Origin of the sequence: Neisseria sp. P0017.S009, assembly GCF_051957375.1 — a bacterium.
GTDB lineage: Bacteria > Pseudomonadota > Gammaproteobacteria > Burkholderiales > Neisseriaceae > Neisseria > Neisseria perflava.
The window spans coordinates 132,972-147,943 of the sequence record NZ_JBQCWL010000001.1 but is presented as its reverse complement, the minus strand read 5'-3'; the positions used below and the strand labels follow the sequence as shown (position 1 = coordinate 147,943).

General features: G+C 46.7%; 12 protein-coding genes and 3 tRNA genes. 9 read left to right on the top strand and 6 right to left on the bottom strand.

Features of this window, described 5'->3' with window-relative positions:
- The first annotated feature begins 33 nt into the window (after nucleotides 1-33).
- Together pnp and dld are read left to right on the top strand one after the other, a co-directional pair.
- Nucleotides 34-2,154 carry a polyribonucleotide nucleotidyltransferase gene (gene pnp / locus ACTHTG_RS00680; RefSeq protein WP_003683274.1) on the top strand — a complete coding sequence of 707 codons (2,121 nt, stop codon included), beginning with the start codon at nucleotides 34-36 and terminating at the stop codon, nucleotides 2,152-2,154.
- 163 nt (nucleotides 2,155-2,317) lie between these two features.
- Nucleotides 2,318-4,009 carry a D-lactate dehydrogenase gene (gene dld, locus ACTHTG_RS00675; protein ID WP_107810485.1) on the top strand — a complete coding sequence of 564 codons (1,692 nt, stop codon included), beginning with the start codon at nucleotides 2,318-2,320 and terminating at the stop codon, nucleotides 4,007-4,009.
- A gap of 60 nt (nucleotides 4,010-4,069) precedes the next feature.
- Here dld and ACTHTG_RS00670 read toward each other — a convergent pair whose 3' ends face one another.
- From ACTHTG_RS00670 to ACTHTG_RS00660, 3 genes are all read right to left on the bottom strand, one after another.
- On the bottom strand, nucleotides 4,070-5,434 hold the full coding sequence (locus ACTHTG_RS00670) for a sodium-dependent transporter (protein WP_249552191.1): 1,365 nt from the start codon (nucleotides 5,432-5,434) through the stop codon (nucleotides 4,070-4,072).
- A gap of 783 nt (nucleotides 5,435-6,217) precedes the next feature.
- On the bottom strand, nucleotides 6,218-6,901 hold the full coding sequence (locus ACTHTG_RS00665) for a 16S rRNA pseudouridine(516) synthase (protein ID WP_049322834.1): 684 nt from the start codon (nucleotides 6,899-6,901) through the stop codon (nucleotides 6,218-6,220).
- A 146-nt stretch (nucleotides 6,902-7,047) separates the two neighbouring features.
- Nucleotides 7,048-7,524, bottom strand: a complete 477-nt coding sequence (locus ACTHTG_RS00660; RefSeq protein WP_049348077.1) for a hypothetical protein — start codon at nucleotides 7,522-7,524, stop codon at nucleotides 7,048-7,050.
- Between the two features lie 342 nt (nucleotides 7,525-7,866).
- Between ACTHTG_RS00660 and dnaQ the strand changes: the two genes are divergently transcribed.
- From dnaQ to ACTHTG_RS00635, 5 genes are all read left to right on the top strand, one after another.
- Nucleotides 7,867-8,604: a DNA polymerase III subunit epsilon gene (gene dnaQ, locus ACTHTG_RS00655; protein WP_188211737.1), complete on the top strand. Its 738-nt coding sequence runs from the start codon at nucleotides 7,867-7,869 to the stop codon at nucleotides 8,602-8,604.
- Nucleotides 8,601-9,287, top strand: a complete 687-nt coding sequence (ispD, locus tag ACTHTG_RS00650; protein WP_314513895.1) for a 2-C-methyl-D-erythritol 4-phosphate cytidylyltransferase — start codon at nucleotides 8,601-8,603, stop codon at nucleotides 9,285-9,287. The genes dnaQ and ispD overlap by 4 nt, the downstream gene beginning before the upstream one ends.
- Before the next feature lie 32 nt (nucleotides 9,288-9,319).
- A complete protein-coding gene (ispF, locus tag ACTHTG_RS00645; protein WP_314513893.1) occupies nucleotides 9,320-9,799 on the top strand; it encodes a 2-C-methyl-D-erythritol 2,4-cyclodiphosphate synthase in 480 nt (159 codons plus the stop codon).
- A 43-nt stretch (nucleotides 9,800-9,842) separates the two neighbouring features.
- Nucleotides 9,843-10,514 (top strand): ribose-5-phosphate isomerase RpiA, encoded by a 672-nt coding sequence (gene rpiA / locus ACTHTG_RS00640; protein ID WP_314513890.1) that lies wholly within the window; start codon nucleotides 9,843-9,845, stop codon nucleotides 10,512-10,514.
- A gap of 74 nt (nucleotides 10,515-10,588) precedes the next feature.
- Nucleotides 10,589-11,326 carry a thermonuclease family protein gene (locus tag ACTHTG_RS00635; protein ID WP_440360425.1) on the top strand — a complete coding sequence of 246 codons (738 nt, stop codon included), beginning with the start codon at nucleotides 10,589-10,591 and terminating at the stop codon, nucleotides 11,324-11,326.
- A 179-nt stretch (nucleotides 11,327-11,505) separates the two neighbouring features.
- On the opposite strand, the gene ACTHTG_RS00630 is transcribed toward ACTHTG_RS00635, so the two are convergent.
- The 3 genes from ACTHTG_RS00630 to ACTHTG_RS00620 form a co-directional block, all read right to left on the bottom strand.
- Nucleotides 11,506-11,596: transfer RNA gene (locus ACTHTG_RS00630), tRNA-Ser, on the bottom strand.
- A gap of 62 nt (nucleotides 11,597-11,658) precedes the next feature.
- Nucleotides 11,659-11,745: transfer RNA gene (locus tag ACTHTG_RS00625), tRNA-Leu, on the bottom strand.
- Between the two features lie 38 nt (nucleotides 11,746-11,783).
- Nucleotides 11,784-11,870, bottom strand: a tRNA-Leu gene (locus tag ACTHTG_RS00620).
- A 79-nt stretch (nucleotides 11,871-11,949) separates the two neighbouring features.
- On the opposite strand from ACTHTG_RS00620, the gene rnr reads away from it, so the two are divergent.
- Both rnr and ACTHTG_RS00610 read left to right on the top strand, forming a co-directional pair.
- On the top strand, nucleotides 11,950-14,445 hold the full coding sequence (rnr, locus tag ACTHTG_RS00615) for a ribonuclease R (protein WP_004519738.1): 2,496 nt from the start codon (nucleotides 11,950-11,952) through the stop codon (nucleotides 14,443-14,445).
- Nucleotides 14,446-14,527: 82 nt separating this feature from the next.
- Nucleotides 14,528-14,875, top strand: coding sequence for an ArsC family reductase (locus ACTHTG_RS00610; RefSeq protein WP_004519737.1), 348 nt, complete (start codon nucleotides 14,528-14,530; stop codon nucleotides 14,873-14,875).
- The last annotated feature ends 97 nt before the right edge of the window (nucleotides 14,876-14,972 follow it).

The following is a 14,972-nucleotide window of genomic DNA, read 5'->3' as shown; positions in this document are numbered from 1 at the left end:
TTTTAGCAGTGCGGTATTTTGAAAGGAACAATAATGTTCAATAAACACGTTAAGACCTTCCAATACGGTAATCAAACCGTTACTTTGGAAACCGGCGAAATCGCCCGCCAAGCCGCTGCTGCCGTTAAAGTATCCATGGGCGACACCGTTGTTTTGGTTGCTGTGACTACCAACAAAGAAGTGAAAGAAGGCCAAGACTTCTTTCCTCTGACTGTCGATTACCTTGAGCGTACTTACGCAGCAGGGAAAATCCCCGGCGGTTTCTTCAAACGCGAAGGCAAACAAAGCGAAAAAGAAATCCTGACCAGCCGTCTGATCGACCGTCCGATTCGTCCTTTGTTCCCTGAAGGTTTCTATCACGACATCCAAATCGTAGCGATGGTGGTGTCTGTTGACCCTGAAATTGATTCTGACATTCCTGCAATGTTGGGTGCATCTGCCGCGCTGGTGTTGAGCGGCGTACCGTTTGCCGGTCCGATTGGCGCGGCACGCGTAGGTTATGTAAACGGCGTGTACGTTTTGAATCCGACTAAAGCCGAATTGGCCAAATCACAATTGGACTTGGTTGTTGCCGGTACTTCTAAAGCCGTGTTGATGGTGGAATCCGAAGCCGACATCTTGTCTGAAGAAGTGATGCTGGGTGCGGTTGTTTACGGTCATGATCAAATGCAAGTGGCCATTAATGCCATCAATGAGTTTGCCGACGAAGTCAACCCGGAAGTTTGGGATTGGAAAGCACCTGAAACCAATGAAGAATTGGTTGCAAAAGTACGCGAAATTGCCGGCGAAACCATTAAAGAAGCGTTCAAAATCCGTCAAAAACAAGCGCGTTCTGCCAAATTGGACGAAGCTTGGAATGCTGTAAAAGAAGCGTTGATTACCGAAGAAACCGACACTTTGGCAGCCAACGAAATCAAAGGCATTTTCAAACACTTGGAAGCCGATGTTGTCCGCAGCCAAATTTTGGACGGCCAACCGCGTATCGACGGTCGCGACACCCGCACTGTTCGTCCGTTGAACATTCAAACCGGCGTATTGCCGCGCACTCACGGTTCTGCACTGTTTACCCGTGGCGAAACCCAAGCTTTGGCGGTTGCAACTTTGGGCACTTCACGCGACGAGCAGATCATTGATGCACTGTCCGGCGAATACACCGACCGCTTCATGCTGCACTACAACTTTCCACCATACTCTACCGGCGAAGTGGGTCGCGTAGGTGCGCCAAAACGTCGTGAAATCGGTCACGGCCGCTTGGCTAAACGTGCATTGTTGGCCGTATTGCCGGAACCTGAAGATTTCAGCTACACCATGCGCGTGGTTTCTGAAATTACCGAATCCAACGGCTCTTCCTCTATGGCTTCCGTCTGCGGCGGCTGCCTGAGCCTGTTGTCTGCCGGTGTGCCTTTGAAAGCACACGTTGCCGGTATCGCCATGGGTCTGATTTTGGACAACAACAAATTTGCCGTCCTGACCGACATCTTGGGTGACGAAGACCACTTGGGCGATATGGACTTTAAAGTAGCCGGTACAACCGAAGGTGTGACCGCACTGCAAATGGACATCAAAATCCAAGGTATTACCAAAGAAATCATGCAAATCGCTTTGGCTCAAGCCAAAGAAGCACGTTTGCACATCTTGGATCAGATGAAAGCCGCTGTTGCAGGCCCGCAAGAACTGTCTGCACACGCGCCACGCTTGTTCACCATGAAAATCAACCAAGACAAAATCCGTGATGTGATTGGTAAAGGCGGTGAAACTATTCGTTCGATTACTGCTGAAACCGGTACTGAAATCAACATCGCTGAAGACGGTACCATCACTATCGCTGCGACTACTCAAGAAGCAGGCGATGCAGCGAAAAAACGTATCGAAGAAATCACTGCCGAAGTGGAAGTGGGCAAAGTGTACGAAGGTACTGTGGTTAAAATCCTCGACAACAACGTTGGTGCGATTGTCAGCGTGATGCCGGGCAAAGACGGTTTGGTACACATCAGCCAAATCGCCCACGAGCGCGTACGCAATGTCAGCGACTACCTGCAAGTAGGTCAGGTTGTGAACGTGAAAGCATTGGAAGTAGACGATCGCGGCCGAGTACGCCTGTCTATCAAAGCTTTGCTAGAAGCTCCTGCTCGCGAAGAGAAAGCAGCCGAATAATCTGATTGTTCAAGCTTGAAACAAAAGGCCGTCTGAAAATTTCAGACGGCCTTTTGTTTATTTGAATGATGAATTTAAAAATGAGTTTGCCTTTACTTTGATAAAAGGGATTACTACAATATTTGTAATTTAATAAATATATTCATTTCTCAAGGAGTATGCAATGAATGCTACACAATTAATCAGTCGGCTGACGCAAACCGTCGGCGAAAAATATATCATCACAGACCCGGCAAAAACTGAACAATACCGTCAAGGCTACCGTTTTGGCGAAGGCAAGGCGTTGGCAGTTGTCCGTCCGGGTACGGTTTTGGAAATGTGGCAAATCTTGCAGGCGTGTGTTGAGGCTGATGTTATCGTGATTACGCAGGCTGCCAATACCGGTTTGACTGGCGGCTCGACTCCTGACGGCAATGATTACGACCGCGATATCGTGATTGTGAATACCATGCGTCTGAACATCATTCAGCCGATCAACAATAACGAACAGGTTGTCTGCCTGCCCGGTTCTACCTTGAATCAATTGGAGCTGCTGCTGAAACCTTTAGGCCGTGAGCCGCACTCAGTGATCGGTTCGTCCTGTATCGGCGCATCTGTATTGGGTGGCGTATGTAATAACTCGGGTGGCGCACTGGTACAGCGTGGCCCGGCTTATACGGAAATGGCCCTGTTTGCGCAAATCAACGAAGAGGGCAAACTGGAGCTGGTCAACCATTTGGGCATTGATTTGGGCGAAACCCCTGAAGAAATTTTGACCAACTTGCAAGGTTTCCATTATCAGCGAAAAGACATTGCGCAAGATGCCGGCAAAGGGCATGACCATGCGTACTGCGATCATGTCCGCCAAGTGAATGAACCGACTGCCGCCCGTTTTAATGCCGACCCTGCGCGTCACTACGAAGCATCAGGTTGCGCGGGCAAGCTGATGGTGTTTGCCGTACGCTTGGATACGTTCCCGCAAGAAAAACAGACTGCCGTCTTCTATATCGGCACCAATGATATTAATGAGCTGACCGATATTCGTCGTGCTGCTTTGAGCGAGTTTAAAAACCTGCCTATTTCCGGTGAGTATATCCATCGTCATGCTTTTGATATTGCTGCCGTTTATGGTAAAGATACTTTTTATATCATCAAGACGTTCGGTACCCACCAACTTCCGAAACTGTTTGATCTGAAAGCCCGTGTGGATAGATTCAGCAAAAAGATAAGTTTCTTACCAAAACACTTCTCTGATAAATTCATGCAACTGATCAGTAAGATTTTGCCCGATCACTTGCCGAAGTCTATGCGCAACTATCGGGATAAATATGAACATCACCTGATTTTAAAAATGGGTGGCGAGGGCGTAGAAGAGGCGCGTGCTTTCTTGAAGGAATATTTTGCAACCCATGGCGGCGCATTCTTTGAATGTAATGCCGAAGAAACGCAGGCGGCTATGCTGCATCGCTTTGCTGTGGCTTCTGCCGCGATCCGTTACCGTTCTGTACATGATGATGAAGTAGAGGATTTGGTTGCACTCGATATCGCCTTGCGTCGTGATGATCGTGATTGGTTTGAAACACTGCCGCCCGAAATCGACAATAAAATCATCCATAAATTGTATTACGGACATTTTATGTGTCATGTGTTCCATCAGGACTACATCATTAAAAAAGGCAACGACTGTATGGCTTTGGAACATGAAATGCTCCATCTGCTTGACCAACGCGGTGCGCAATATCCTGCCGAGCATAATGTCGGTCATCTGTATGAAGCCAAGCCCGAGCTGAAACAGTTCTATAAAAAACTCGACCCAACCAACAGCTTCAACCCCGGTATCGGTAAAACCAGTAAGAAGAAAAACTGGGCAGAATAAAGCGTAGTTAAAATAAAGGCCGTCTGAATATTTCAGACGGCCTTTTTATATGTTTGCTTATCAGAACAGATTACTGATGAAAATCAGCAGAATCACCAACGGCACGAGGTATTTCACATAGGCAAACCAGATATTGACCGTAGTATGGTTGCCTTTGTAGAGCAATTCGTCCTTCGCTTCATCTTTCATCACGAAACCGACGAACAAGGCAGAGCCGAGCGCGGTCAGCATAAACAGGATGTTGCCGCTGATATAGTCAAAAGCATCGAAAATGTTTTTACCAAACACGGAAATATCTTTCCATGGGCCGTAGCTCAAGATGGAAGGGATATTGCCGAAGATAAAAATACCTGTCAGTACGATGGTAATAGCCGCTGCGCGGCGGATTTTGGTTTTCTCCTGAATGGTCGTAATCAACACTTCATAAATGGTCAGAGAAGTGGTCAGCGCGGCAATCAGAAGCAGTGAGAAGAAAATCACTGCAAATACAGGGCCTGCCCACATATTGGAGAACACGATCGGCAGGCTTTGGAACACCAGCGTCGGGCCGGAGTTAGGGGCAACGCCAAAGCTGAAGAGGGATGGGAAAATCATAAAGCCAGCCAACACGGCAATCAAAGTATTGGTAATCGCGGTAATTACGGCCGTCTGAACCAGATTTTCGTTTTTATCCAGATAGCTGGATAACGTAATCATCACGCCGAAACCCAAGCTCAAGGCGAAGAATACTTGGCCCAAAACGAAGACGAACAGTTCGGCCGTAATTTTGCTGAAATCAGGCTTCAGATAGAAGGTAATGCCTTCCATAGCGCCCGGCAGGGTAACGTTGCGCACGACCATGGCAATCAGGAATAAAAACAGCAAAGGCATCAGGTATTTTGCCGCTTTTTCAATACCGCCGATCACGCCTTTGACCAAGATCCATTGGTTTACGACCACAAATAGGAAGGTGTAAAACGCAATTTCCCAAGGGCTGTTTTCGATGTGTTCGGTAAAGAAGCTTTTGGTAACTTCGCCGGAAACCGGGCTGGAAATATCCAAATTGCCGCCGATGATATTGACGATGTAACTGATGACCCAACCGCCGAGCACCATGTAATAGGCCATGATGCCGAATGCGCCGAGTAGGCCCATCCAACCGACCAATTTCCAAACTTTGGCAACGGGTTTGCCATTCATTGTGCCGCCAAACGCATCCAGCGCGTTCACGCCTTTACGGCGACCGATGACGTTTTCCACCAAGATCATCGGAATACCGATGACCAGCATGGCGATACAGAACAGAAACACATACGCGCCACCGCCGTTTTCACCAACCAGATACGGGAAACGCCATGTCGCGCCAAAGCCGACAGTCGCGCCGGCAACGGTAAGGATGTAAGTCAAACGGTTGGACCAGGTTTGACGGGGTTGATTGGAAGACATAAATACTCAGATGCATAAAAATAAAGACAACATTTTACCGCAAAGATTTAACGAATCTTGACTAAAGTCTGAAAAGAATATTAGTTAAAAAAACCATGTAATGGAGAATTTTTAGTGGGTTTCTCTGGTTTGCTTGGTATTGAAACCTGCAAACAGAGAATTTGTCTGAAGCGATATGAATGATTGAAAGAGCCGTAACGATAAAGGCCGTCTGAAAAGTGGGATATGGGAAAAAGGTTGTTGTGAGGATATTGGATAGCACTAAGGTGTGTTTTCAAGTATGTCGGCAACAAAGATGGTATTTATCTAAGGCCGTCTAAATAACATCCTGTAACCTTAGTTTGGATAGTTACCAATCGGTTTTCTTTCTATAAAACGATTTGTCTGAAATTGAAACAGCACAGATTGATGCGGAAGAGACGAGAAAGAGAAAAGGAGTAATGGCAATTTAATGAGTGGAGATGGGGTTTAGAAATGATGGCTTCTTTAGATAAGAAGGGCCGTCTGAAAGTACGCCTGTTTGGTTGCCAAATTTTAGATAAAAAAAACCATCTATACTAAGGGGAAAGTATAGATGGCCAAACACATTACGGGGAAAACGTCTTACTCACGTACTCACTTCTTTCGAAGCAAGTGTTACTCAGACAGGCGAATTATACAATAGTTCAGTCTTTACAGTGTTAAATTTCGTTAAATAAAAATAACAAGGTTTAGATATTTGATTTTAAATAAATAAAAAATCTATATTGTTTAAAAAATGATCGAAAAAATTTGGAATTTTTTTTAGATTTGGATGAATTTCCATTCTCCTGCGGCCAAATCATCGACATTCCAGTCGCCGAATTTCTCACGGTGGAGCTGCTCGACACGGTTGCCTGCGGCTGCAACCATGCGTTTGACCTGATGGTATTTACCCTCGGTAATGGTCATCATCAATGTGGTTGGGGCGGCTAATACTGCTTCGGCTGCGGCGACGGTTTCATTATCGTCATGCAGGAGGACGCCGTTTTTGAGTGTGGTGCAAAGGGTATCGTCGGCAGGATGTTTCAAAGTGACGCGGTAGAGCTTCGGAACTTTGTGTTTGGGCGAGGTAACGCGGTGGTTAAATTGCCCGTCGTTGGTAATCAGAATAATGCCGGTTGTGTCTGCATCCAAGCGGCCGACTGCCTGCATATCGATATTGCGCATGTGGTCGGGAAACAGGCTAAAGATGCTTGGATATTGCTGGGGTTTGTGCGAAGTCTCGTAATCTGCAGGCTTATGAAGCAAAATGTAGAAATAGGGCATGGGTACGGCGGCAATCTCTTCGCCGTCAACAGACAGGGTGTGCACTTGAGACGGGTCAATATCGTCTTTGGCACGATTATGGATTTCGCCGTTAATGGCAATGCAGTCATTGTCTATCAGCCATTGGCATTGCTTGCGGCTGCCGAGGCCTTGTGATTGGATGTATTTGAGCAGTTGCATGGTTGGTTGAAAAGTAGGAAATGTTCAGACGGCCTTTATTGTACTGGAAAACCGATGTTTAGGCCGTCTGAAAAGTAGGGGCAAAAAAATCGCCCCTTTAAAATGTTAAGGGGCGCAAAAGGAACACAAACCACTACCAAAAACTGTTACAGGGCAAATTCTCCTATTTGATGTGTTGCCGGATAAAGTGCTTTCATCAAGTCATGTGGTGAAAGCGAGAAATCTTTGCTGTTTGTCGTCAGACGGCCTTGCTGAGGCGTGAGTTCGAGCAATCGGGCGTTTGCCGACTGGATGAACTTGTTTTTCGTGCGCTGCATTTTTCGTTGCAGAGCGGAAACAACGCGGTTGTACAGACTGTCTTTTTGCTTGACTTCGCGTGTATCGGCAACCCAGCTCAAGCGTGTATTGCCGTCTTCATCTTCAATCAGCAGGATGCCGGTTTCTGATTGGGGCGATTTGCCCATGCAAGGAAGCCAAACATAATATCGGCCATCTAAAGTAATGAATACTGCGTCATGTACTTCGCATTCGTCGCAACACTTGGTGGCGATCAAAGAGCGGATGGCTTGTTGGTGCAGTCTCAGAATATCAAGGGAGACTTGCTTAAAAATACTTTCGGGCATTTTCTTCTCCTTTCATTCTGTTGTGCGGTTGTTTTGTTTCGATGGGTTGTATTATACGGAGATTTTTTAAATTTGCAAATGATAATTGTTCCTATTATTTAAATAATAAGTAAGGTATTCATTATTAAAGAAATTAAATTTAAAAATTTTTGTAGAAATTGGGTTTTCTACTCAAAATTGGAGTAATAGACGGCCAATAGATGAAAAAAGAATAAAGGCCGTCTGAACAAATCCAGCGTTAAAAGGGCATTTGAAAAAGCAGCTAAAGTTTTGCTGACTATACATTTCAGACGGCCTTCAGTATGATTCAGGACGTTTTGATAATTGCAGAAACCACCAACCATGAGCCAACGTCAGATTATCCTCGATACGGAAACCACGGGCCTTTATCCTGAAAACGGCGACCGTCTGGTCGAATTTGCCGGCTTGGAAATGATCAACCGCCAAATGACCGACTCCAACCTTCATTTATATGTCCATCCCGAACGCGATATGCCGGAGGAAGCGGCGAAGGTGCATGGTTTGACGATTGAAGTATTGGAAGCGAAGAATGCGCCGCCGTTTGCCCAAGTGGGTAAACAGATTGCCGACTTTATACGTGGTGCAGAGCTGATTATCCATAACGCCAAGTTTGACGTCGGCTTCCTGAATATGGAATTCCGCCGCATGGGGCTGCCTTCTATTGAGGAACTGGGTTGTAAAGTGACCGACACGCTGGCCATGGCGCGTGAAATGTTTCCGGGGCAAAAGGCAAGCTTGGATGCCTTGTGTAACCGCTTTTCCGTTGACCGCAGCAAACGTGTCTTGCACGGCGCGCTAATCGACTGCGAGCTTTTGGGTGAAGTCTATCTTGCCATGACGCGTCAGCAGTTCGACCTGATGGGCGGTGAGGCGGAAGAAGAGGGCGAAGTCAAACCAACCATTATTGCCGAAACCAAACGTACATCGCAATTGAAAGTCATCAAAGCCGATGCGGACGAGCTGGCCGCACATGAAAAATATTTGGACGATTTGGGCGAAGCGTGCGTATGGCGCAAGGCTGAAACGCCGGATGAGGCCGATGCCGGAGCGTCAGCATGATGCGCCGCAATATCGCTTTGATTCCTGCTGCCGGTGTCGGGGCGCGATTTGGCGCAGGAAAACCCAAACAATATGTTGAAATCAATGGTAAAACCGTATTGCAACACACCATAGAAATTTTTGAGCAACACCCACGCATAGATTTAATTGCCGTTATTCTTTCGCCGGAAGATTCGGTTTTTCAGACGGCTGTGTCTGAGAAAGTGCGTGTCTTCCGAGTGGGCGGTGCAAGTCGTGCCGAAACGGTACGCAATGGTGTGTCCGTTTTATTGGAGCAAGGTTTGGCCGAGGCACAAGACAATATTTTGGTTCATGATGCCGCGCGCTGTTGCCTGCCTGCCGAAGCGTTAACGCGTTTGCTTGATGAGGCAGGTGAAAATGATGAAGGCGGCATTCTGGCCATACCAGTGGCTGATACGCTCAAGCGGGCAGACGGCAGTCACCATATTGATGAAACCGTTGCACGCGCAGGATTATGGCAGGCGCAAACGCCGCAGCTTTTTCAGACGGCCTTATTAAATCGCGCCTTATCGGTTGATGATTTGAGTGAGATTACGGATGAAGCGTCAGCGGTTGAAAAACTGGGTATCAGGCCGCGCTTGGTGCAGGGCGATACGCGCAATTTAAAATTGACGCTGCCGCAAGACGAATACATTGTCAGATTGTTGCTCCAGGCCGTCTGAACAATCAAAACCCATTATTTAAGGAAACAAACATGAATATTCGTGTCGGACAGGGCTACGATGTCCATCAGTTGGTTGAAGGCCGAGATTTGATACTCGGCGGCGTCAACATTCCGTTTGAAAAAGGCTTGCTGGGTCATTCAGATGCCGATGCGCTTTTGCATGCGATTACTGATGCCCTGTTGGGTGCGGCAGGTTTGGGCGATATCGGCAGCCATTTTCCTGATACTGCAGCCGAATTCAAAGATGCCGACAGCCGTGTGCTGTTGCGCGAGGCTTATCAAAGTGTGCAGGAATTGGGTTGGAAGGTGGTTAATGTCGATACGACCGTAATTGCGCAAAAACCCAAACTTGCGCCACATATTCCGGCAATGCGCGCCAATATTGCCGCAGATTTAGGCTTGCCTGAAAACTGCGTCAACATCAAAGGCAAAACCAACGAAAAACTTGGCTATCTGGGGCGTATGGAAGCCATTGAAGCACAAGCGGCAGTATTGATGATTAAAGCCTAAGGGCTTAAAATCGTTTCATCATTCAAACCGAAAGACTGACAACATGGCAACTCAAGACGAACTCAAACGCATTGCCGCCGAGAAAGCGGTGGAATTTGTTCCTGAAAACGAATACATCGGTATCGGTACCGGCTCTACTATTAACTTTTTTATCGAAGCTTTGGGTAAAAGCGGTAAGAAAATCAAGGGCGCCGTATCTACTTCCAAAAAATCCAGCGAGCTTTTGGCAAAATACGAAATTCCAGAAGTTTCACTGAATGATGTGATGGGTTTGGCGGTTTATGTTGACGGCGCAGACGAAGTCAACCACGCGTTGCAAATGATTAAAGGCGGCGGCGGTGCGCATTTGAACGAAAAAATCGTGGCTAGTGCATCCGATAAATTTGTCTGTATCGCCGATGAGAGCAAATATGTTTCCCGTTTGGGCAAATTCCCATTGCCGGTAGAAGTGGTTGAAAATGCCCGTTCGCTGGTGTCGCGCAAACTGCTTGTGATGGGCGGACAGCCTGAGTTGCGTGTCGGCTATACTACTTTCTATGGCAACCAAATCGTTGATGTTTACGGCCTCAATATCGATCAAGCCCTGAAAATGGAAGACGAAATCAATAAAATCACCGGCGTACTCGAAAACGGTATTTTTGCCCGCGATGCCGCCGATGTGTTGGTTTTGGGTACGGCAGAAGGTGCAAAAGTCATCCTGCCTTGTCAGGATTAATGGAGATTAATCAATCTTAAAAGGCTGTCTGAAAGTGCATCAGGTCTTTCAGACGGCCTTCAATTTGGCAAAATATGCAAATCAGTAAAATTATAAAATGGTTGCCCGTTGTTTTATCCGTGTTGGGCGCGCTTGGTTACAGCTCACGCGATACTGAGTTGATTCGTACCGGGGTAAGCGTTGCCGCAACATTGGCACAAAGCGACAATATCGGTTTGGAAAAGGTCAATGAATGGCTAGGGGAAAATGTTGTCAAAGCCACATCTGACACCAAAGCCGAAGCTAAACCCAAACCGGAACAAAAACAAAAGTCATCGCGACAATCCTATACATACAACGGAAAAATCATCAAAATCCATGATGGCGATACCGTGCATATTATCGATAGCGACGGCCGGAAACACAAAATCCGTATGGCCTATATTGATGCACCGGAAATCAATCAGGCTTATGGTACGCAATCACGAGATAATCTGATTGATGCCGCATTGAATAAAAAAGTCAAAGTCCGTGTGTTTGAAGCTGACCGCTACCAGCGCGAAGTTGCCCAAGTATCTGTCGGCACGATTGACTTGAATTTAATGCAGATACGGGATGGCGCCGCATGGCATTATGAAAGTTATGCCAAAAAACAACAAAGTAAAACCGCTTACACTGACTATTCGGCCGCACAAAAACAAGCCAAGGAAAAACGAAAAGGCTTATGGAAAAAAGACAATCCGCAAGCACCTTGGCAATTTCGCCGTCAAAATTATGAGCAGCAGAGCGGTGATAAAAAGCAGTCTGATAAACAATGGTTCGGGATTTGGTAGGTTTTAAGAAAGAGACTGTCTGAAAACTTTCAGACGGCCTTTAATCATTAAGGTTTAGTATAAGATAAGAATGAGTGGCAGGTTTATGATTGGAGGGTAATAGAAATAAAAGTGTGGTGTAATATTTTTAAGAAGGGCGGATATGAAAAAAGACACCGTTAGCTGGTGTCTTTAGTATCTGGCAGAGAGGAAGGGATTCGAACCCTCGATACGCTATTCACGTATACACGCTTTCCAGGCGTGCGACTTAAACCACTCATCCACCTCTCTGTGGACTATTATCCTGACTTGTTATCAGAATAATGTGAAAAATTGACTGATTGATTTATCAGTGGTGCCCAGGAGAAGACTCGAACTTCCACACCCGTGAGGATACTAGCACCTGAAGCTAGCGCGTCTACCAATTCCGCCACCTGGGCAATTTAAATTTTCTTAAGCAAAGAAGCACCAAATTATTTGGTGCCCAGGAGAAGACTCGAACTTCCACGCCCGTGAGGACACTAGCACCTGAAGCTAGCGCGTCTACCAATTCCGCCACCTGGGCTTTGCTTTATTCTTCAATTTAAGGTAGAGTTGACTACCTGAACTGCGAAGAAGCAGCTATTATATATTTTAAAAAAAGAATGTCAACTATCAAAATGAACAAAAATACTAAATCTTTAAATTTACGAGAAAAAGACCCGTATTTGGAGCGGGAGAAACAACGTTACGCTCATCCGTTGCCCAGCCGTGAATGGGTCATTGAATTATTGGAACAAAAAGGTGTGCCGACAAAAATCGAAGCGTTGGCACATGAATTGTCGATTACAGAAGATGAATATGAATTCTTCGAACGCCGTTTGAAAGCGATGGCACGTGATGGTCAGGTGTTGATCAACCGACGTGGCGCGGTATGCGCGGCAGAAAAATTGGCATTGGTTAAATGTCGTGTCGAAGCGCATAAAGACGGTTTTGGTTTTGCTGTGCCGCTAACGCCGACGGGCGAAGGTGATTTCGTTTTGTATGAGCGTCAGATGCGCGGCGTGATGCACGGGGATATTGTTACCGTTCGTCCTGCCGGTATCGACCGCAGAGGCCGTCGTGAAGGAACGGTTTTAGATGTGGTGGAGCGTGCGCAGTCTAAAGTGGTCGGTCGTTTTTATATGGATCGTGGCGTGGCTATTTTGGAGGCAGAAGACAAGCGTTTGAGCCAAAGTATCGTGTTAGAGCCTGAAAGCGTGGCGAACTTTAAACCGCAATCCGGCCAAGTGATTGTGGCTGAAATTGAGACGTATCCTGAAGCGCATCGTCCTGCTGTGGCTAAGCTGATTGAAGTGTTGGGCGATTATGCCGACAGCGGTATGGAAATTGAAATTGCTGTACGCAAGCACCATTTGCCTCATCAATTCAGCGAAGCGTGTGTCAAAGCCGCGAAGAAAATTCCCGATCATGTGCGTAAAACCGACTTGAAAGGGCGCGTGGACTTACGCGATTTGCCTCTGGTAACCATTGACGGCGAAACTGCGCGGGACTTTGACGATGCGGTTTTTGCCGAAAAAATTGGCCGCAACTACCGCTTGGTGGTGGCGATAGCTGATGTCAGTCATTATGTCCGCCCTGATGACGCGATTGATGTAGATGCTCAAGAACGCAGTACCAGCGTGTATTTCCCGCGCCGTGTGATTCCAATGCTGCCGGAGAATTTGTCCAACGGCATCTGCTCTCTCAATCCTGATGTTGAACGCCTGTGTATGGTGTGCGATATGGTGATTACCTATGCCGGCAATATCAAGGAATACCGTTTCTATCCGGCAGTAATGCGTTCTCATGCGCGACTGACTTACAATCAAGTTTGGGATTGGATTTCAGACGGCCAGGATTATCCGTTTAAGCAGCAAATCGATACTCTGTATAAGTTATTTAAAATCTTGCAGAAAAAACGTTTCGAGCGTGGCGCGGTTGAGTTTGAGAGCGTTGAGACTCAGATGATTTTTGATGACAACGGTAAGATTGACAAGATTGTTCCCGTTGTCCGCAACGATGCGCACAAGCTGATTGAAGAATGTATGTTAGCGGCGAATGTTTGCGCGGCAGAATTTTTGCTGAAAAACAAACATACGGCTTTGTTCCGTAATCACTTGGGCCCGACTCCTGAAAAACTGGCCACCTTACGCGAGCAGCTTGGTTTGCTGGGGCTGAGTTTGGGTGGCGGCGATAATCCGACGCCGAAAGACTATGCTACGCTTGCCGAGCAATTTAAAAACCGTCCGGACGCGGAATTGTTACAAGTGATGATGCTGCGTTCTATGCAGCAGGCGGTTTATGAGCCTCATTGCGACGGTCACTTTGGTCTGGCTTATGGCGCATATGCACACTTTACTTCGCCTATCCGCCGTTATCCCGATTTGACGGTACATCGCGCCATTAAAGCTGTATTGAACGGACAAACTTACCAACCCAATAAAACCTGGGAGGCTTTGGGCGTGCATACCTCTTTCTGCGAACGCCGAGCCGATGATGCCAGCCGCGATGTGGAAAACTGGCTGAAAACTTATTATATGCGCGACAAAGTCGGCGAAGTTTTCAGTGGCAAGATTTCGGGCATGACCAGCTTCGGTATTTTTGTAACCTTGGACGATATTCATATCGACGGCTTGGTACATATCAGCGATTTGGGAGAGGATTATTTCAACTTCCGTCCTGAAATTATGGCAATTGAGGGCGAGCGTAGTGGTGTCCGTTTCAACATGGGCGATACGGTTACTGTAAAAGTCGCGCGAGCCGATTTGGATACCAGCAAGATTGATTTGACCTTAATCAGCGGCGGTTCAGTCGGTAAGAAACGCGGAGGTAGAAAAGCAAAACCTGTAAGCAAGCCAATAGCTGCTGACAAGTCTGTCGAAAAGCGTAAGCGTAAACTGTCGGCTAAAGAAATTGATGAAGCGTTGGCTGCTCCCATGAAGGCAAAGAAGAGCAAGGTGAAAAGTAAACCTGCCTCCAAGCCTGCCAAGCCAAGCAAACCTAAAGCCGCAGGCAAGAAAAAAACGCAGGCGAAAACAACTTCCGTCAAAGCCGGGCATAAAAATAACGCGCAAGGCAAAAGCGTGAAGATTAAAGTAAAGAAAGCTGCTAAGAAATAAGCTGCATTCAATTCAGGCCGTCTGAAAAGTTTCAGACGGCCTGAATTTGTGATTTTATGAATAAAACCAAGGATAAATTAAGATGATAAAACTATACGGTATTCCCAATTGCGATACGGTTAAAAAAGCGCGCAGTTGGTTGGCGGAAAACGGCATCGAGTTTGAGTTTGTAGATTTTAAGAAAAACGCCCCGACTGCCGAATTGATTGATGGCTGGCTGGGTCAGGCGGCTTTGGAAATTTTGCTCAATAAAAGAGGTACGACTTGGCGCAAGTTGGATAAAGATGCGCAAGAATCTGCCGCCACAAAAGAAGGTGCGATTGCTTTGATGGTGGAGAATCCCAGCATCATCAAGCGGCCTGTATTGGTCAAAGAAGGACAGGTTCATGTCGGATTTTCAGTAGAAGCGTATCAGGAAATTTTCGGATAAGGTATTTTTAGGTTTTTAGGCCGTCTGAAAAAGCAAGCCTCGAAAAAATACGTTACAATACGCGCTTTGAGCCTGTTTTCAGGATTTTAAGATTTTT

What these genes read in the sequence shown, in the direction of transcription:
- ispF (WP_314513893.1), top strand. Translation starts at nt 9,320, where the DNA reads ATGAATATTCGTGTCGGACAGGGCTACGATGTCCATCAGTTGGTTGAA.
- ACTHTG_RS00670 (WP_249552191.1), bottom strand. Translation starts at nt 5,434, where the DNA reads ATGTCTTCCAATCAACCCCGTCAAACCTGGTCCAACCGTTTGACTTAC.
- dld (WP_107810485.1), top strand. Translation starts at nt 2,318, where the DNA reads ATGAATGCTACACAATTAATCAGTCGGCTGACGCAAACCGTCGGCGAA.
- ispD (WP_314513895.1), top strand. Translation starts at nt 8,601, where the DNA reads ATGATGCGCCGCAATATCGCTTTGATTCCTGCTGCCGGTGTCGGGGCG.
- rpiA (WP_314513890.1), top strand. Translation starts at nt 9,843, where the DNA reads ATGGCAACTCAAGACGAACTCAAACGCATTGCCGCCGAGAAAGCGGTG.
- ACTHTG_RS00610 (WP_004519737.1), top strand. Translation starts at nt 14,528, where the DNA reads ATGATAAAACTATACGGTATTCCCAATTGCGATACGGTTAAAAAAGCG.
- ACTHTG_RS00660 (WP_049348077.1), bottom strand. Translation starts at nt 7,524, where the DNA reads ATGCCCGAAAGTATTTTTAAGCAAGTCTCCCTTGATATTCTGAGACTG.
- pnp (WP_003683274.1), top strand. Translation starts at nt 34, where the DNA reads ATGTTCAATAAACACGTTAAGACCTTCCAATACGGTAATCAAACCGTT.
- ACTHTG_RS00665 (WP_049322834.1), bottom strand. Translation starts at nt 6,901, where the DNA reads ATGCAACTGCTCAAATACATCCAATCACAAGGCCTCGGCAGCCGCAAG.
- ACTHTG_RS00635 (WP_440360425.1), top strand. Translation starts at nt 10,589, where the DNA reads ATGCAAATCAGTAAAATTATAAAATGGTTGCCCGTTGTTTTATCCGTG.
- dnaQ (WP_188211737.1), top strand. Translation starts at nt 7,867, where the DNA reads ATGAGCCAACGTCAGATTATCCTCGATACGGAAACCACGGGCCTTTAT.
- rnr (WP_004519738.1), top strand. Translation starts at nt 11,950, where the DNA reads ATGTCAACTATCAAAATGAACAAAAATACTAAATCTTTAAATTTACGA.